Origin of the sequence: Salinimicrobium soli (assembly GCF_048323655.1) — a bacterium.
Lineage (GTDB): Bacteria > Bacteroidota > Bacteroidia > Flavobacteriales > Flavobacteriaceae > Salinimicrobium > Salinimicrobium soli.
Map to the genome: position 1 here is coordinate 189,844 of NZ_JBLUWW010000001.1, position 17,909 is coordinate 207,752.

A 17,909-nucleotide genomic window follows, 5' to 3' on the forward strand; every position below is an offset into this window, starting at 1 on the left:
ACTATTGTTTCACTGCACTACAGCCAGCCATAGTGGTTATTTTTATTGCTTCTGTTGGAGGCAGGCTCTGGTTTCGTCTCACCGTTTCCTGCACAACATTTTGGGTAAGCTTCTCAAAGGCATCAGCTAGCGGAGTGCCTTTCTGCAAAGCTGCCGGATGACCAATATCTCCTGCTTCCCTGATGCTCTGCACCAATGGAAGTTGTCCTAAAAATGGCACATCCAGGTCCTCAGCCAGCATCTTAGCTCCCTCTTTTCCGAAGATATAATACTTGTTCTCCGGAAGTTCTTCGGGAGTGAAGTATGCCATATTTTCTACAATTCCCAGGACAGGAACATTAATGGTCTCCTGCTGGAACATTGCCACTCCTTTTTTAGCATCAGCCAAAGCCACATTTTGCGGGGTGCTAACAACCACGGCGCCAGTGATAGGCATTGATTGCATGATTGAAAGATGGATATCTCCGGTTCCCGGAGGCAGGTCGATCAACAGAAAATCGAGTTCTCCCCAGGCCGCATCAAAGATCATCTGATTCAATGCCTTGGCAGCCATAGGACCCCTCCAGATCACTGCCTGGTTTGGCTGGGTAAAGAAACCAATAGAAAGAATTTTTACTCCATAGTTCTCTACAGGTTTCATCTTTGATTTCCCGTCAACATTTACTGAAAGAGGTTTTTCCGTCTGCACGTCAAACATCATAGGCATGGAAGGTCCATAGATATCAGCATCCAAAAGCCCGACATTAAAGCCCATTTTTGAAAGGCTTACCGCCAGGTTCGCAGTCACGGTAGATTTCCCTACTCCTCCCTTTCCGGAAGCTACTGCAATAATATTTTTGATCCCCGGAATAGCTTTCCCTTTTATTTCGGGTTTTTCCGGCGCCTGTATTTTTATGTTCACTTTCACCTTAGCCTTCTCGTATACGTGCTCGTGAATAGCCTTCATCACATCGACTTCGGCTCTTTTTTTAATATGCAGGGCAGGTGTAGTAAGCAGCAGATCCACTACCACCTCATCTCCAAAGGTCATAATGTTCTGAAGCGCACCACTTTCCACCATATTTTTTCCTTCCCCGGAAACAGAAATGGTTTCCAGAGCTTTTTTTATTTCTTTTTTATCAAGTTTCATGCTGTGTAGTACTGATTTAGAATAGCTTATATAGATTCATTCTAAACGCAAATATAAGCCGAAAAGCTAAGATAACGAAAGTATTAGCCATTTTTGACTATTGATTTAAGTGATGTGTATATAGAGGCTAAAGTTCTATGGAAGGGTCCCAAAAATGCCGTTTAAAGTCGACGATCCTGTCTTCTTTTACCACTATGCCTTCTTCCTCCAAAAGTTGTTGCATCACATAGGTGCCGGGGAAGTGGTGTTTACCGGTTAGCAGGCCGTTGCGATTGACCACCCGGTGAGCGGGAATATCTTCCATTTTTGAGGCATTATTCATAGCCCAGCCTACCATTCGGGCACTACGGGTTGCCCCCAGATACACCGCTATAGCTCCATAACTGGTGACCCTGCCCTGCGGAATCAACTTTACCACTTCATATACCCTGTCAAAAAAAGACTCTTCCATTAACTAGCGTGATAAAAGATCCTGATAATGGTGATCACGACCAGAACCAGCATAAGGGCAGCCATGAAATAGTTCGAGTATTTAGAGAAATATCCGCTTTTGGATTCGATACGGGCAAAAAATAGGGCGTACAGATAAAAGGTCGTGAAAGTTCCCAGAGCAGCACCCAGCACAAACATAGTATTGTTTAGCAGGTGGTATTCTACCTGCCCGCCAATATTCAAAGCAGCCCCAAGAGCTACATAAAACGGGATAGGGAAAACATTAAGAGCTCCAATAATGATCCCTTTGAAAACACTTTGCACTCCAGACGTGGGGCTCACTTCTATATCTTTCTTCTTCCGTTTTGCCATGACCAGGAAATAGACGGCCATGATCAAAAAAATGACAAGTCCTGCCCTAAGAAGAATGTTTTTCACGAAAGGATTGTCAAAAATGTATTGCGCAAGGAAGATCGCAATCATTGCCTGTACGGCTACGATGATCGCTCCACCAATAGCTACGTAGATACCGTTCTTCTTCCCGCGGAGCACACTGTTTCTGGCCACGCTCATATTGACCGGACCCGGGGGAACCACTGCCAGGAGGGCAACAAAAAAAGTAATCAGGAAAAGTTTGGTTTCCTCCAAGATCTTTATTTGACTTTAAACCTAATGTAGGTTATAGGTTTTCCTTGTTCAAGGTACTGTTTTTCGTAGAAAGTCTGAATACCGGTCACCTCTTTGGGCGCACCTTCGTTCCTGTAGACATTGTGATTGGCATGGAGCACCTCGTGGCCTTCACCGTGAAGGAGGCCAAGGGTATAACCATGCATGAACTCACTATCGGTTTTCAGGTTGATGACTCCTTCAGGCTTAAGGACCTTTTTGTACTTCTGAAGGAATTCAGAATTGGTCATTCTGTGTTTGGTGCGTTTGTATTTGATCTGTGGATCGGGGAAAGTGATCCAGATCTCGTCGACCTCATTTTCACCAAAGAGCAGGTCGATCAATTCGATCTGGCTTCTCAAAAATCCAACATTATCGAGGTTTTCTTCCAGGGCAGTCTTTGCACCTCTCCAGAAACGGGCACCTTTGATATCAATACCCAAAAAGTTCTTTTCAGGATAGGCTTCTGCCAGTCCAACACTGTATTCTCCCTTTCCGCAACCAAGTTCCAGGACCAGGGGCTGATCTTTTTTGAAAAAATCTTTATTCCACCTGCCTCTGTACTGAAACTTTCCTTCCATTATTTCCTCCCGTGTTGGTTGGATAACATTAGAAAAAGTCTCATTTTCCCTGAACCGCTTAAGTTTATTCTTACTTCCCACCTGAAAATTTAATATTTTGCCAAAAATAACTAAAATCCTCCACAGGCCGGTCATGATAGTTTTGGTTTATGCGAACTAAGAGAATTCTCGTCGCTCCCCTTAACTGGGGCCTGGGTCACGCGACCCGATGCATTCCCATAATTCGGGATCTGGAGAGAAATGGTTATGAACCCGTACTGGCTTCAGATGGAGCGGCTCTGCAGCTTCTAAAAAAGGAATTTCCGCAGTTTCAAACTATAGAATTACCCGCCTACAACATCAGGTATTCCAAAAAGGGCAAAAATCTGAAATGGCAACTCCTTCTACAGCTGCCACACATTCTGAAAACGATAGAACGGGAAAAAAAAGCAACAGCTGCCATTTTAAAGGATCAGGATTTCTGCGGAATAATTTCTGATAATCGTTTTGGAGTGTATTCCGAAGCAGTTCCCAGCGTCTACATAACTCACCAGCTGCATGTACTTTCGGGAGCGACCACTTTTTTAACCAGTAGAATTCATCAAAGGACCATTCAGAAATTTGATCAATGTTGGATCCCCGACAGTCCGGGGAAGATCAACCTCAGCGGAACTCTCGGACACCTCAAAAAGAGGAGAGGAAACCTGAAATATATCGGCATTTTGAGCAGGTTCCAAAAAAGGCCTTTTCTGAAGGTATTTGATTATATGGTATTGCTTTCCGGGCCTGAACCTCAGCGCAGCCTGCTGGAAGATATCTTGCTGAAGAGCTTCAGAAATACCACTCAAAAAGTGCTTTTTGTAAGGGGTATTTTTTCCGAAGAGGAACTTGAAAACAATAACCCGAATATCAGCATCAAAAATTTGCTTTTGGGGGCAGATTTGGAAGAAGCACTCAATAGCAGTGAGGTGATCATTTCCCGTCCGGGTTATACCACTCTAATGGATCTGGCTAAGCTTCAAAAAAAGGCATTTTTCATTCCCACTCCGGGACAACCTGAACAGCAATATCTGGCCAAGCGTCTACAAAAGCAGGAAATGGCTCCTTTCTGTCAGCAAGAAGAGTTCGCTATTCAAAAACTGGAAAAATTAAAAGAATACCCAGCTTTGCAGGACACCGGTTTTGGATTTGACCGGAGCAGTCTTTTTGGCCTTTTTGAGGGTAAATGAGAATTCACTTCCCACTCCAAAAGTACTTTCTACATAGATCCTTTCATTATGAGCTTCCAAAAGATGCTTTACAATAGACAGCCCTAGACCTGAGCCTCCTTCTTTTCGGGAACCACTTTTGTCAACTCTGTAGAAACGCTCGAAAAGTCGGCCAATATGCTTTTTCTCTATCCCTTCGCCATTGTCATTCACACGGACAATGATCTTATTCTTTGAAAGGTCTTCAATACTTATCTCTGTAGCGCCATCATTCTTACCATATTTGATGGAGTTCACGATAAGATTTGTCAGCACCTGCTGAATTCGGTCTCTGTCAGCAAAGACCATTGTAGGCGGATAATGTTTATCTAAAGAAAGGGTGATGTTCTTTTTTGCCGCTTTCATCTCGAGCAGGTCGAACACATTCTGGATCAATTCTACAATATCAAATTCCTCTTTGTTCAAACTGAGCTCCCCGGTCTCCAGTTTGGTTATCATATCAAGGTCCTTGACGATATAGATAAGGCGGTCCACTCCTTTTCCGGCGCGCGCCAAATATTTTTTCCGCACCTTTTTATCTTTCATGGCGCCATCGAGCAGCGTTTCAATATATCCCTGTACGGTAAAAAGCGGAGTTTTTAATTCATGGGAAATGTTTCCCATAAATTCCTTCCGGTAGGTATCCCTAAGTTGCAGAGCTTCGATCTCCAGTTTTTTACCTTCGGCAAATTTTGCCACTTCCCGGGAGAGCGTTGCCATGTCTGTAGTAGTCATTTCTTCAGGATCAATTCCGGAAGAATTCAGCAGACTCACGTCTTCATAGATCTTCTTGATCTTCTTGTAAATGAAGAACTCCACCCGATACTGAATGATCAAAAAAGAGAAAATAAAACAGGATAAAGCATAGATCACAATGAGTTCGAGTGAAAAGCTTTTGGCAACCACCAGAAACCCTGCAGAAAAAAGTGTAAGAAAGAGGGTCAAGTACAGTGAAGTCTTGAGGGCAAACCTGTAGGATCTGCGAAAACTTGTTGCCATTAACTTACAAATTTGTATCCCACACCTTTAATGGTCTGGAAACTTTCATCTCCAATCTTCTCTCGAAGCTTTCGGATATGCACATCTATGGTACGACCGCCTACCACCACGTCATCACCCCACACTTTTTCCATGATCTCTTCCCGCTTAAAAACACGGCCGGGTTGGGAAGCCAGTAAATAAAGTAGTTCAAATTCCTTCCGTGGAAGCATTATCTCCTCGTCATTCTTAATGACCTTGTATTCTTCCCGATTGATCACCAGATCACCAACGGTGAGAACATCAGATTTTCCTGAATCGGTATCCCGGAATCTTCGCAACAGGGCTTTTACTTTGCTGGTGAGGATCTTCGGTTTTATAGGTTTGGTAATATAATCATCTGCACCGGCATCAAAACCTGCCATTTGAGAATAATCTTCACCCCTGGCAGTGAGAAAAGTAATTACAGTGTTATTCAATTCCGGTTGTTTGCGCATTTGTTCACAGGCCTCGATCCCATCCATTCCGGGCATCATTACGTCCAGAATAATTAGCTGGGGCCTTTCTTTTTTGGCAAGTTTTAAACCTTCCCTGCCATTCTCGGCCGTTATGACATTATAACCTTCCGCAGAGAGATTATAACTGATTATTTCCAGAATATCCGGTTCATCATCTACCAGCAGTATACAAATGTCCTTTTTTTTCATTTCACTCTATATTATTACAAATATCGGATAAAGAAATTAAACCAAAACCGCCTTTCCAGACGCCTGATGAGGAAACTTTTCCCCGAACCTGCCTCCTCTATAATTTTACAAAAAAAGGCTTTTCTCTTGCCTTCTATGTAAATTAAAAATTATCAAATCTTTAATCGTGGGTTACACACCACCAAAATTTAGCGGCTTGGGAGTAGTCTGTTACAGCTTAAAAGTTAGTTCTATGACTTAAGGGAAATTTAGATATGAAGGATGGCGGAGCACTAACAAATGTTAAGATAGATGGTGCTTCAGCAGTAGTTAATGCGGCCTACAATCTGGGTACAAAGATCGATCTTACGGCATGGACCTGGATCAACGCATCTTTATAAAAGACTGCCAATTAGCCAGATAAAATTGTGATTATAAAAAAGGCTGCCCAACGGTAGCCTTTTTTATTTTATTGTATTAAAGGTAATATTTAACGTTTTGCTATGGAATTTCTGGTCTGGTTTTTGAATTTTTTATTGTAATTTTGATCCAATACAATGCTGAAAATGAAACAACTCTACTTGTACCCCTTACTTATCATTGGCCTTTTGCTGTTCGCAAATCCGGCTAATGCTCAAGTATCTTCAGTGGAGACAGCAGCAAAAGAAGTCCCCATTGAAGGGCTTTCTATATACCCTAACCCTGCTTCGGGGCAGAAGGTTTTTGTTACTACTAAAGATAATAAACCAAAGAAGATCGAGATCTATAATGTTCTCGGGAAGAATGTTCTGGTTGCTAATCTGGTAGGGAACGAATTGAATATTTCTACTCTGGATCCAGGTGTTTACATCATGAAGATCCAGGAAGGAAAAAGTTCTGCTACCCGCAAACTGGTAGTCCGGTAACTCCTTCGAAACATCTTCTAAATACAACACTCTTTTAAAATAGCCTTTTCTGTACCTTTGTGCCATCAATTACTATGACACACAGGATCTCCGATATTTTTTCAATTCAAAGTCCGGAAGATTTCAGGAAACTGGCTCTTCAGACTTTTAAATTTCAGTATTCCAACAATAAGGTCTACAGGCAATTTTGTGATCTTCTGAATATAGATCCATCCGAAGTAAAGGAATTGGAAGAGATCCCTTTTCTCCCAATCGAATTCTTTAAGTCCCATTCAATAATATCTTCTGAAAAAGATCCTGTAATAATTTTCACAAGTAGTGGGACCACCGGGATGCAGACCAGTAAACATGAGGTTATCGACCTTGAGGTTTATAAAAAGAGTTTTAGAAAAGGGTTCGAAAATTTCTACGGAAATATTGAGGATTATGCCGTGCTGGCCCTGTTGCCTTCTTACCTGGAGCGCGAAGGCTCTTCTCTTATTTATATGGTAGAAGATATAATCAATCGGAGTGGAAATCCGCACAGTGGTTTTTACCTGCATGATCTCGACTCCTTAAAAGAAAAACTCGACTATCTGGAATCCAAACAACAAAAAGTATTACTAATCGGCGTCTCTTTCGCCCTGTTGGACCTTGTAGAAAAATATACTTTCAGCTTAAAGCACACGATCGTGATGGAAACCGGGGGAATGAAGGGCCGCCGCAAAGAAATGATACGCACCGAACTTCATGAGGTTCTTAAAAAAGGTTTTGGAGTCCCCGTTATCCACAGCGAATATGGGATGACCGAATTGCTTTCGCAGGCATATTCCTTCGGAAATGGCATTTTTGAATGTCCTCCCTGGATGCAGGTTCTGGTGCGGGATCCCGAAGATGCTCAAACTTTACTCCCTGAAGGAAAGTCTGGAGGCTTAAATGTAATTGATCTGGCAAATATTTTTTCCTGTTCTTTCATCGCCACACAGGATCTCGGAAAAAAATTAGGCGACGGAAAGCTAGAGATACTGGGCCGTTTCGACAACAGCGATATTCGCGGGTGTAATCTTATGGTTTTTTAACAAAAAAATTTTAAACCACTTGTAAGGATTTGATAATTAGGCGACTTAACAAGTGGTTAGATTATGTTTTCATAATTGGTTGGTTAGTTAGAAGCCCCCTTAGCGCCGCCCGGCACAAGGGGGTTTTTTATTCTACCCTAATTATATATGTATTCCTCTTCCCTTTGTTAATAATCACATATTTGTTGTTCAACAAGTCATCGGTCGTAATTGTATAATCTTCGGAAACCTTCTCTTTATTAACAGAGATTGAATTCTCTTTTAGAGCCCTTCTTGCTTCCCCGTTAGATTTGAGAAAATCGGTCTTGGCCGAAAGTGCTGCGACCATATCTAATCCCTGTTCCACATCCTCACGGTCTACTTTTGCCTGAGGTACTCCCTCAAAGACATCCAAAAATGTAGCTTCATTGAGATTTTTCAAATCCTGAGCGGTACTTTTTCCGAAGAGGACTTCAGAGGCTTTTACAGCATTGTCATAATCTTCTCTGGAATGAACCATTACTGTGATCTCCTCGGCCAGCTTTTTCTGAAGTTGTCTCAGGTGAGGCGCATCTTTATGTTGTGCCACCAGGCTCTCAATTTCCTCCTTTGGCAAAAAGGTAAAGATCTTGATAAATCTCTCGGCATCCTCATCGCTGGTATTCAGCCAGTATTGATAGAACTTATAAGGAGAAGTACGCGCCGGATCGAGCCAAATATTTCCTGATTCTGTCTTTCCGAATTTTGTACCGTCAGCTTTAGTGATCAATGGGCAGGTAAGAGCATAGCCCTTTCCATCACCTATCCTTCGGATGAGTTCTGTACCTGTGGTGATGTTTCCCCACTGGTCACTTCCGCCCATTTGCAAAGTGCAATCAAGGCTTCTGAACAAATGCAGAAAATCATATCCCTGCACCAGTTGGTAAGTGAATTCTGTGAATGACATTCCTTCGGAAGCGTCTGAAGAAAGCCTTTTTTTCACACTGTCCTTAGACATCATATAATTCACAGTGATATGTTTTCCCACATCCCTAATGAACTCTAGAAAACTGAAATTTTTCATCCAGTCGTAGTTATTCACCAGAACGGCAGCATTTTCAGCATCGCTTTCAAAATCAAGGAACTTTGCCAGCTGGGCTTTGATCGCATTTTGGTTATGAAGAAGAGTGGCTTCGTCAAGAAGGTTCCGTTCATTTGATTTCCCTGAAGGATCCCCAATCATTCCCGTAGCTCCTCCAACAAGAGCTACAGGTTTATGGCCGCACAACTGCAGGTGTCTCAGCATCATCACCCCTACCATATGGCCAATATGAAGAGAATCGGCCGTAGGATCAATCCCCACATAGGCTGCCCGCATCTTTTCCTGTAAATGTTCTTCAGTGCCGGGCATTACATCGTGCACCATTCCTCTCCAGGTCAATTCTTCTACAAAATTCTTGCTCATGATTATTCTTTTGAAGTAAAAACAGCCGTAAAGATACCATAAACCTTCATTTTTCCTAAGTGGATTTGCCTATATTTACCCTATGATTCTAGTTACCGGTGGCACTGGTTTAGTGGGCTCTCATTTACTGTTCGATCTTTCGGGATCGGGAGAAAATATCCGTGCTATTTACCGCAGCAAGAAGAGCCTCGAAGCCGTAAAGAAGGTTTTTTCTTACTATACTCCACAGGAGGAAGCCCTCTCCCGATTCAATTCAATAGAATGGATAGAGGCCGACATTACAAATGTACCGGCCTTAAAAAAGGCATTTTTGGATGTCGATCGGGTATATCACTGTGCTGCTTTGATCTCATTTGATGACGCTAAAGATACTGCCCTACGGAAGACAAACATCGAGGGCACTGCCAATGTGGTAAACTTCTGCATCAAAGAAAAGGTCCAAAAATTATGTTTTGTAAGTTCCGTGGCCACCCTGGACCAAAAACCAGGAGAAAAGGTAATTACCGAAGAGTCCCACTGGAACAAAGAGCTTGATCATAATATGTATGCCATCACGAAATACGGCGCTGAAATGGAAGTCTGGCGGGCGAGCCAGGAAGGAATTCCTGTAGTGATAGTCAATCCGGGAGTTATCATCGGCCCCGGCTTTTGGGACAGTGGCAGCGGTCTAATCTTTAAGAGATTGGCTAACGGACTCAAATACTACTTTACCAAAACCACCGGTTTTGTGGGAGTCGATGATGTAGTAAAAGCCTGCGTGAAGTTAATGGCCTCTCCAATAAAGAATGAACAGTTCATTGTGGTTTCGGAAAACATTTCTTTTAAACACCTTTTTGAACTGGTAGCTAAAAGTCTTCAGAAACCGGCACCGTCTAAAAAATTAAAACCCTGGATGATCTACATTTTTTGGATCTATCAGGAGATCGCTTCCTTTTTCTTTGGAAAAGAAAAACAGGTTACCGGAAAATCAGCATCTTCCCTTTTTGAAACTACGATCTATTCGGGAGAAAAACTCAGCAGAGAATTGAATTTCACCTACACACCAATGAAAGAAGTGATAGAAAAGACAGGGGAATTCTTTAAAAAGGATATTACTGATCCAAAGAATCTGGATTCTTAAGAGGTTCCGGGATTAATTCCAGCTTTGATATACTCTTCACCAGAGAATCTTTCTTTCTTTTCAGCTCCGGACTCATAGTATCGCGCCTAATGATTCTTCTGATAGAATCCTGCTTCTCTTCCTCCTGTTCCCGAATACTGTCATATTTTACACGCAATTGCTCCAGATTTTCTTTCACCTGGGAATACATTTTCTGGTACTGCTTGTAATTTTCGGTATAGTAATTATTACTTATACGAAACCGGGTACTGTCAATATTGTATTTCTCCCGAATGTATTCTGAAGGAATAATTCCTTTTTCCTGGAGAAGGTTCTTATTATAACTCCGAGCCCCATGAAGAAGTGCGAGATCTGTCAAAATCTCGACCATCTTATCTTCAGAGATAAGATTTTCAGGTTTAGGAGATTTTTTGATATCCTGACAGGAGATCAAAAGCACCAATAATAGTAAAACGGAAGTCAATCTTTTCATTACCGGTCGAACTTGAGCCTTTCAGCTTTGGTGAACGGGGTAAACTGGAAGTTACGATACACAAGATTTCCATTGACAAAAGTGTGCGTCACACGAGATTTGAATGTTGTTCCTTCAAAAGGTGACCAACCACATTTATACAGAATATTTCCGGGTTGCACAGCCCATGGAGCATTTAGATCAACCAGCACCAGGTCGGCCTTATAACCTTCCCTGATGAATCCTCTTTTTTCGATCTGGAAAAGAATGGCCGGGTTATGGCACATCTTCTCAACTATCTTCTCAAGAGAGATTTTCCCCTGATGATGAAGTTGCAGCATAGCAGGCAGAGCATGCTGCACCAATGGTCCTCCACTCGGGGCTTTTGTGTAAACATTCTTTTTTTCTTCCCGGGTATGAGGTGCATGATCTGTGGCCAAAACATCAATTTTGTCCTCAATCAATGCTTTCAAAAGAGCTTCCTGATCCTTTTGCGTTTTAACGGCAGGATTCCATTTAATAAAGGTTCCTTTCTTAGCATAGTCCTCATCATTGAACCATAAATGATGGATACATACCTCTGCAGTGATCTGCTTATCTTTTAAATTCTTCTTGTTGTCAAAAAGTTTCAGCTCCTTAGCTGTGGAGAGATGAAATACATGGAGACGGGCCCCGGTCTTTTTAGCCAGTGCCACTGCCCTTGAAGAAGAAAGGTAACAAGCTTCCTCACTCCTGATTTTCGGGTGAAGTTCAATTGGAATATCATCACCATATCGCTCCACACATTCCTTCAGGTTCTTCTGGATCGTTTTTTCGTCTTCGCAATGAGCTGCTATTAAAACAGGAGATTCTTTAAAGATCTTTTCCAGGACCTTCTCGTCATCAACCAGCATGTTTCCGGTTGAGGACCCAAGAAATAATTTAAGTGCAGCTACATTTTTGGGATCTATTTTTTTTATCTCTTCCAGGTTGTCATTCGTCCCGCCAAACATGAAGGAGTAATTGGCGTAAGAAGTTTTCTCTGCTAGCTTGAATTTTTCCTCAAGTAGTTCAATAGTGGTTGTCTGCGGCTGAGTGTTTGGCATTTCTATGAACGAAGTTATACCTCCTGCCACAGCGGCCTTTGACCCGGATTCTATGGTCTCCTTGTGCGTTAACCCTGGCTCTCTAAAGTGAACCTGATCATCGATCAAACCGGGCAACAGATAAGTCCCTTCAGCATCAATGATACTGAGGTTGGCAGATTTGGCACTGATACTGGATGCAATCTCCGTGATTATTCCGTCCTCTATGAAAACGTCGCCCTCAATTATGGAGCCTTCATTGACAATTCGTGCATTCTTTATAAGTACCTTCTTCATTATATTGTCATCTTATTAAACAGACTGTAAAATTTCATTTTCACTACTCCAAAAACTGCTTCCCAGATAATGGAGCCGCTCATTTTAGAAGTTCCGCGGGTTCTGTCAGTAAAAATTACCGGAACCTCAATTATATTAAACTTTGCCAAATAGGCTTTAAATTTCATTTCGATCTGGAAGGCATATCCCACGAACTTTATTCGGTCCAGGTGAATACGCTCCAGTACTGCTCTTCTATAACAAACAAATCCCGCTGTTGTGTCTTCAATGGGCATTGCTGTTATAAGCCGCACATATTTAGAAGCCATCCAGGATAGTAAAACTCTGCTCATGGGCCAGTTCACTACATTAACCCCCGTTTTATAACGGGAACCAATTGCGACATCTGCACCATCCCTTTTGCAGGCATTATATAACCTGATTAGATCATTCGGGTTATGGGAGAAATCGGCGTCCATCTGGAAGATGTATTTATACTCCTTTTCCAGGATCCATTTAAATCCGGCAATATATGCCGTTCCCAATCCCGATTTTCCTGTTCGCTCTATCAGGTGTAACCGATTTTCATAGTCGGCCTGCAGATCTTTAACTATTGCTGCCGTCCCATCGGGAGAGTTGTCATCAACCACCAAAATATGGAAATTGCGCTGGAGAGAAAAAACATTTCGTATGATCCTCTCGATGTTCTCTTTTTCGTTATAGGTGGGTATTACAACAATCCCATCTGGCATAAAAATCTTTTGGACAAATGTAACTATTTTTAAAGTTTACAATTCAGTTTTCCCACTGCTTTTAATCGTATATATTTTACCTTTGTGGAAAATTTATTGTTTGGAAGCTATAGAAAGAAGTGCGGTTTCACAAGATTGGATCACCATCCTGCTACTATTGGCTTTCGTGTTGATCGTGGTGGCAAAAATGGCTTTTTCCCAGCGCTTTTCCCATTTTGTCATGCTGTTTGCCACAGATAAGTACCTGCTGCTAAAAGGTAAGGACCCGAACATTTTTCATCCCTTCAATATCCTGCTGTTCACGGTCAATGTTATCTCTGCCGGACTTTTCATTTTTATCTTTTTCAATGCACTTTCCGCAGCTTCGGGTGACAGGTCACAGATCTTATTCCTGCGAATTGTTACAGCCTATGCTGCTTTTATACTTCTGAAATTTTCCCTGGAGAAGATCATAGCCAACATAATAGCTGTTGATGACAAGATCAACTACTATCTTTTCTATAAATTAAGCTATAGGAACTTTATGGCTTTGATTCTTTTGCCAGTTTGCATTACTTTTGTGTACGTCTGGCAACCTTCCCTACTGGCCCTGTACGTCGTTCTTGGTATAATTCTACTAATGAACATGATAACGCTCGCAAGCGTTTATCAGAAAAATCAGCAATACATTTTGAACCATTGGTTCTATTTTATTTTGTATCTTTGCGCACTCGAAATTGGACCTTATTTTATTTTATATAAGCTAATTACAAAGCTGTAAGGCGAATTAAAGAAAAGTATATGAAAGTGAAAACAATTTTGGTTTCTCAGCCCGAACCGAAGGTTGAAAATTCCCCTTATTTTGATCTTGAAGAAAAACAAAAAGTCAAGATTGACTTCATTCCTTTTATTCATGTCGAAGGTGTTTCTTCGAAGGATGTGAGACAACAAAAAGTTGACCTTTCCCAATACACTGCTATTATCCTTACAAGTCGTAATTCAGTAGACCATTTCTTCAGAATTGCTGAAGAAATGAGATATAAAGTGCCTGACACTTTGAAGTATTTTTGCCAAAGTGAAGCAGTAGCCTATTACCTACAGAAGTATGTAGTGTACCGAAAAAGAAAGATCTATGTTGGAAAAAGGACTTTTGCAGAACTTTCTCCACTTATCAAGAAATATAAGAATGAAAAATTCTTACTTCCTTCTTCAGATATGCTGAAGCCGGATGTCCCTAAAACATTGAACAAACTGGGAGTGGACTGGAAAAAGGCAGTTTTCTATAAAACTGTGGTCAGTGATCTATCCCACCTAAGAGAAGTATTTTATGACGTATTGGTTTTCTTTAGCCCCAGCGGAATCAAATCTCTGTTTGAGAACTTCCCTGACTTCAAACAAAATGACACAAAAATCGCTGTATTTGGAAATACCACGGTTAAGGCAGCAAAAGAACACGGCCTGACTGTGAACATTCAGGCTCCAACGCCCGAAACTCCTTCCATGACAATGGCACTTGAAAAATATATTAAGGAGCAGAACAAAAAACCACATTAAATTAGGTTCTCCTTTTAAAGTAAAAAAGCCGGCAATTGCCGGCTTTTTCATTCTATCAACTTTAATCTAAATTATGAAGCAGTAGGCGCACCAGACATTATCTCGTCATTTGCCTGCTTTTCAAACTTCGCGAAATTCCTCTGGAAGGAATCGGCAAGTGTTTGAGCCTTCTTATCGTAAGCTTCTTTGTCTTTCCAGGTGTTTCGTGGATTTAGCACTTCTGAAGGTACATTTTCACATTCCACCGGCATAGCCAATCCAAAGATCGGGTGGTTCTGGAATTCAACGTTATCCAATTTGCCTTCAAGAGCAGAAGATATCATCTCACGAGTATACCTCAATTTCATTCTTGAACCAACTCCGTAAGGACCACCGGTCCAGCCAGTGTTGACCAGCCAAACATTCACATTATTTTCTTTCATCTTGGCACTCAACATCTCGGCATATTTTGTTGGGTGAAGCGGCATGAATGGAGCACCAAAACAAGCTGAAAAACTTGGAACCGGCTCATCTACTCCGGCTTCAGTACCCGCAACCTTGGCAGTATACCCACTTATAAAGTGGTAAGCAGCCTGGCCGGGAGTAAGTTTACTGATTGGAGGCAAAACCCCAAAAGCATCAGCGGTAAGGAAGAATATATTCTTCGGATTTTCTCCTATGGATGGATTCTGAATATTGTCAATATGATAAATAGGATAACTCACCCTTGTATTTTGAGTGATGTCGGTGTTGCTGAAATCAACATCTCCATTCTCGTCAAGGATCACATTCTCAAGAATTGCTCCGGGTTTAATAGCTCTAAAAATATCCGGTTCGTTCTCTTCTGTAAGGTTAATAACTTTAGCGTAGCATCCACCTTCAAAATTGAAAACGCGATTCTCTTTTGTCCAGCCATGTTCATCATCACCAATTAATTTTCTTTCAGGATCTGCAGAAAGAGTGGTTTTTCCTGTTCCGGAAAGTCCAAAAAAGATGGCAGTATCATTGTCATCTCCCACGTTTGCCGAACAGTGCATCGGCAAAGTATTTTTATCTACCGGTAGTATAAAGTTAAGCGCAGAGAAGATCCCTTTTTTGATCTCTCCGGTATAACCGGTTCCTCCAATAAGTGCTATCTTTTTAGTGAAGTTAAGTATTGCGAAATTATCCTGACGGGTTCCGTCTACTTCCGGATCTGCCTTGAATCCCGGGGCGTTCACCACGAGCCAGTCTTCCTTGAAATTTTTTAGTTCTTCTTGGTTTGGACGAAGGAACATATTGTATGCGAAAAGATTGGACCATGGATATTCATTGATGACCCTGATGTTCAATCTGTATTTTTCATCGGCACAGGCATAAGAATCCCTGGCAAAAACCTCTTTTCCCGATAGGTAATCCACGACTTTTTCATAAAGAGCATCAAATTTTTCAGGATCAAAAGGAATATTAATATCTCCCCACCACACTTTATCTTTTGTGATATTATCCTTTACAATGAAACGGTCTTTAGGAGAGCGTCCGGTAAATTCACCCGTGTTAACAGCAAGAGCTCCTGAAGAAGCTTCAACCCCCTGCCCTTTTTCAATAGTGATGTCATGTAGCTCTTCTGGAGACAACTGGTATTGAACCTCAGCGTTTCTAATGCCATATTTTTCCAGCGCAATCGTTTTCGTAATTTGTTTTTTAGCCAACATAAAATAATTAGTTGTGTGTTTATCTTTAGGGGAACAAAAGTAGAAAAACTTAGAAAGAAACAGCGGGAGAGGATTTCTTTTATTTATTTTTTAACTTAATAAAGCTGATTAACAGGACAATCCATGCGATTATTATCAAACTTCCGCCTATTGGAGTAATAAATCCGATAGTCCTGAAATCAAATGATGTAAGAGAATTCGTCGCCAGAAAATAAATCGATCCGGAAAAAAGGATCACTCCCACCACTGTTAAATAGAAACAGATTTTTTTAACTTTTTCCGATGTCACAGGAATTCCGCCCAAAAACAGCAGAAATAAAGCGCTGTACATCTGGTATTTAACCCCGGTTTCAAAAGTCAGAATTGCATCAGCAGTTAGCAGGCTTTTTAATCCATGGGTGGCAAATGCCCCCAAAATAATAGCGATCAAACCAAACAAAGCCCCTGAAATTAATACTTTCCTGTCCATACTAAATTTTTTAAGACGCCTGCAATTAAGTACATTCGTTATCCAAACAAACAACAAACTTACAACTTATCCTTTATGCGAAAAATTCTAATTGTAGGCGCAGGAAAGTCTACAGCAGTTCTAATAGATTATCTACTCAAAAAATCAACTTCAGAAAATCTCCAGCTGGTAATTGCCGACCTGGTCCTTGAAAATGCCACTAAAATAGCCAATGGTCATCCCAATGCAAAACCGGTAGCTCTTGATATCTTCAATAAAGAGCAAAGACAGGCAGCGGTTAAAGATGCTGACATTGTGATCTCTATGCTCCCTGCAAGGTTCCACGTAGAAGTGGCAAAAGACTGCGTGCAGTTCGGAAAGAACATGGTGACAGCTTCCTATATCAGCGAAGAAATGGAGCAGCTCGATGATGAAGTGAAAGAAAAAGGCCTGGTATTCATGAATGAAATTGGGGTAGATCCAGGAATAGATCACATGAGCGCGATGCAGGTGATTGACCGCATCAGGGAAGAAGGCGGGAAAATGCTCCTTTTTGAATCCTTTACCGGTGGACTTGTGGCTCCCGAAAGCGACACCAACCTCTGGAACTACAAATTCACCTGGAATCCTCGAAATGTGGTAGTAGCAGGACAGGGCGGAGTTGCAAAATTCCTTCAGGAAGGAAAATTCAAATACATCCCATACAACCGCCTTTTTAGAAGGACAGAATTCATTGAGGTCAAAGACTATGGGAAATTTGAGGTGTACGCCAACAGAAACTCACTGAAGTATAAAAGCATCTATGGACTGGATGATGTTTTAACCCTTTACAGGGGAACCATCAGGAGAGTAGGCTTCAGCAGGGCCTGGAACATGTTCGTTCAATTAGGGATGACAGATGACAGTTATACCATGGAGAATTCCGAAGAGATGAGCTACCGCGATTTTGTGAATTCATTTCTTCCGTATTCCACAACAGATTCCGTAGAACTTAAGGTAAGACATAACCTGAAGATCGATCAGGATGATATTATGTGGGATAAATTGCTTGAGCTTGACATTTTTAATCCGGACAAAAAAGTTGGACTCAAAAATGCGACGCCGGCAGAGATCCTTCAGAAGATATTATTGGACAAATGGCACCTGGCTCCCGAAGACAAAGATATGATCGTGATGTACCACAAGTTTGGTTACGAGATCAACGGGGAGAAAAAACAAATAGATGCCACTATGGTGAATATTGGAAAAGACCAACAGGAAACGGCCATGGCAAGAACAGTGGGTCTTCCCGTGGCTATTGCCGCGCTCAAGATCCTGAACGGTACAATTACAACTCCGGGAGTACAGCTGCCAATTACTAAGGAAGTATATGATCCAATTTTAAAGGAACTTGCCGAAAATGGAATTGTTTTCCGGGAAGAAGAGAAGGAATATATGGGTTACAACCCTTACGGGGAAGTAGGAAGTTAAGAAGAGGATTAGATCTTTATCAGGAGGGGATATGAGAA

The 17,909-nt window shown here is 41.6% G+C and carries 20 protein-coding genes; 8 read left to right on the forward strand and 12 right to left on the reverse strand.

Going from position 1 to position 17,909, the window contains the following annotated elements; genetic code table 11:
• Window position 1: 1 nt before the first annotated feature.
• From ACNORC_RS00850 to trmB, 4 genes are all read right to left on the reverse strand, one after another.
• On the reverse strand, window positions 2-1,129 hold the full coding sequence (locus ACNORC_RS00850) for an Mrp/NBP35 family ATP-binding protein (protein WP_418333682.1): 1,128 nt from the start codon (window positions 1,127-1,129) through the stop codon (window positions 2-4).
• 127 nt (window positions 1,130-1,256) lie between these two features.
• Window positions 1,257-1,580 (reverse strand): MGMT family protein, encoded by a 324-nt coding sequence (locus ACNORC_RS00855; RefSeq protein ID WP_418333683.1) that lies wholly within the window; start codon window positions 1,578-1,580, stop codon window positions 1,257-1,259.
• On the reverse strand, window positions 1,580-2,209 hold the full coding sequence (locus tag ACNORC_RS00860; RefSeq protein WP_418333684.1) for a LysE family translocator: 630 nt from the start codon (window positions 2,207-2,209) through the stop codon (window positions 1,580-1,582). Before ACNORC_RS00860 ends, ACNORC_RS00855 begins: the two co-directional genes overlap by 1 nt.
• A 5-nt stretch (window positions 2,210-2,214) precedes the next feature.
• Complete coding sequence (gene trmB, locus ACNORC_RS00865) at window positions 2,215-2,889, reverse strand: tRNA (guanosine(46)-N7)-methyltransferase TrmB (protein WP_418333685.1); 675 nt, start codon at window positions 2,887-2,889, stop codon at window positions 2,215-2,217.
• Between the two features lie 68 nt (window positions 2,890-2,957).
• Between trmB and ACNORC_RS00870 the strand changes: the two genes are divergently transcribed.
• Window positions 2,958-4,016 carry a glycosyltransferase gene (locus ACNORC_RS00870; RefSeq protein ID WP_418333686.1) on the forward strand — a complete coding sequence of 353 codons (1,059 nt, stop codon included), beginning with the start codon at window positions 2,958-2,960 and terminating at the stop codon, window positions 4,014-4,016.
• On the opposite strand, the gene ACNORC_RS00875 is transcribed toward ACNORC_RS00870, so the two are convergent.
• The gene (locus ACNORC_RS00875) at window positions 3,936-5,033 is read right to left on the reverse strand and encodes a sensor histidine kinase (protein ID WP_418333687.1); all 1,098 of its coding nucleotides are present in this window, start codon (window positions 5,031-5,033) and stop codon (window positions 3,936-3,938) included. The genes ACNORC_RS00870 and ACNORC_RS00875 overlap by 81 nt on opposite strands.
• Entirely contained in the window at window positions 5,033-5,719 is a 687-nt protein-coding gene (locus ACNORC_RS00880; protein WP_418333688.1) for a response regulator transcription factor, read from the reverse strand. The genes ACNORC_RS00875 and ACNORC_RS00880 overlap by 1 nt, the downstream gene beginning before the upstream one ends.
• A 254-nt stretch (window positions 5,720-5,973) precedes the next feature.
• Between ACNORC_RS00880 and ACNORC_RS00885 the strand changes: the two genes are divergently transcribed.
• The 3 genes from ACNORC_RS00885 (at window position 5,974) to ACNORC_RS00895 (ending at window position 7,661) form a co-directional block, all read left to right on the forward strand.
• The gene (locus ACNORC_RS00885) at window positions 5,974-6,099 is read left to right on the forward strand and encodes a hypothetical protein (protein ID WP_418333689.1); all 126 of its coding nucleotides are present in this window, start codon (window positions 5,974-5,976) and stop codon (window positions 6,097-6,099) included.
• A gap of 165 nt (window positions 6,100-6,264) precedes the next feature.
• Entirely contained in the window at window positions 6,265-6,603 is a 339-nt protein-coding gene (locus tag ACNORC_RS00890; protein WP_418333690.1) for a T9SS type A sorting domain-containing protein, read from the forward strand.
• Window positions 6,604-6,677: 74 nt separating this feature from the next.
• A complete protein-coding gene (locus ACNORC_RS00895; RefSeq protein ID WP_418333691.1) occupies window positions 6,678-7,661 on the forward strand; it encodes a LuxE/PaaK family acyltransferase in 984 nt (327 codons plus the stop codon).
• A gap of 127 nt (window positions 7,662-7,788) precedes the next feature.
• On the opposite strand, the gene tyrS is transcribed toward ACNORC_RS00895, so the two are convergent.
• Window positions 7,789-9,084: a tyrosine--tRNA ligase gene (gene tyrS, locus ACNORC_RS00900; protein ID WP_418333692.1), complete on the reverse strand. Its 1,296-nt coding sequence runs from the start codon at window positions 9,082-9,084 to the stop codon at window positions 7,789-7,791.
• An 82-nt stretch (window positions 9,085-9,166) separates the two neighbouring features.
• Between tyrS and ACNORC_RS00905 the strand changes: the two genes are divergently transcribed.
• Entirely contained in the window at window positions 9,167-10,204 is a 1,038-nt protein-coding gene (locus ACNORC_RS00905) for an NAD-dependent epimerase/dehydratase family protein (RefSeq protein ID WP_418333693.1), read from the forward strand.
• On the opposite strand, the gene ACNORC_RS00910 is transcribed toward ACNORC_RS00905, so the two are convergent.
• Genes ACNORC_RS00910 through ACNORC_RS00920 form a run of 3 tightly spaced genes read right to left on the reverse strand, consistent with a single transcriptional unit; the run spans window position 10,176 to window position 12,747 of the window.
• Window positions 10,176-10,676, reverse strand: a complete 501-nt coding sequence (locus ACNORC_RS00910; RefSeq protein ID WP_418333694.1) for a DUF4296 domain-containing protein — start codon at window positions 10,674-10,676, stop codon at window positions 10,176-10,178. The two genes, ACNORC_RS00905 and ACNORC_RS00910, sit on opposite strands and share 29 nt — an antisense overlap.
• On the reverse strand, window positions 10,676-12,016 hold the full coding sequence (locus ACNORC_RS00915; RefSeq protein ID WP_418333695.1) for a dihydroorotase: 1,341 nt from the start codon (window positions 12,014-12,016) through the stop codon (window positions 10,676-10,678). Before ACNORC_RS00915 ends, ACNORC_RS00910 begins: the two co-directional genes overlap by 1 nt.
• Entirely contained in the window at window positions 12,016-12,747 is a 732-nt protein-coding gene (locus ACNORC_RS00920) for a polyprenol monophosphomannose synthase (protein ID WP_418333696.1), read from the reverse strand. Before ACNORC_RS00920 ends, ACNORC_RS00915 begins: the two co-directional genes overlap by 1 nt.
• A 100-nt stretch (window positions 12,748-12,847) precedes the next feature.
• Here ACNORC_RS00920 and ACNORC_RS00925 point away from each other — a divergent pair, with 100 nt between their 5' ends.
• Both ACNORC_RS00925 and ACNORC_RS00930 read left to right on the forward strand, forming a co-directional pair.
• A complete protein-coding gene (locus ACNORC_RS00925; protein ID WP_418333697.1) occupies window positions 12,848-13,507 on the forward strand; it encodes a DUF4271 domain-containing protein in 660 nt (219 codons plus the stop codon).
• 20 nt (window positions 13,508-13,527) lie between these two features.
• Window positions 13,528-14,280, forward strand: coding sequence for a uroporphyrinogen-III synthase (locus tag ACNORC_RS00930; RefSeq protein ID WP_418333698.1), 753 nt, complete (start codon window positions 13,528-13,530; stop codon window positions 14,278-14,280).
• 71 nt (window positions 14,281-14,351) lie between these two features.
• On the opposite strand, the gene pckA is transcribed toward ACNORC_RS00930, so the two are convergent.
• Both pckA and ACNORC_RS00940 read right to left on the reverse strand, forming a co-directional pair.
• Complete coding sequence (gene pckA / locus ACNORC_RS00935) at window positions 14,352-15,953, reverse strand: phosphoenolpyruvate carboxykinase (ATP) (protein WP_418333699.1); 1,602 nt, start codon at window positions 15,951-15,953, stop codon at window positions 14,352-14,354.
• Between the two features lie 79 nt (window positions 15,954-16,032).
• Window positions 16,033-16,476 carry a DUF423 domain-containing protein gene (locus ACNORC_RS00940; RefSeq protein WP_418333700.1) on the reverse strand — a complete coding sequence of 148 codons (444 nt, stop codon included), beginning with the start codon at window positions 16,474-16,476 and terminating at the stop codon, window positions 16,033-16,035.
• A 21-nt stretch (window positions 16,477-16,497) separates the two neighbouring features.
• On the opposite strand from ACNORC_RS00940, the gene ACNORC_RS00945 reads away from it, so the two are divergent.
• Window positions 16,498-17,871, forward strand: coding sequence for a saccharopine dehydrogenase family protein (locus ACNORC_RS00945; protein ID WP_418333701.1), 1,374 nt, complete (start codon window positions 16,498-16,500; stop codon window positions 17,869-17,871).
• Window positions 17,872-17,909: the final 38 nt, after the last annotated feature.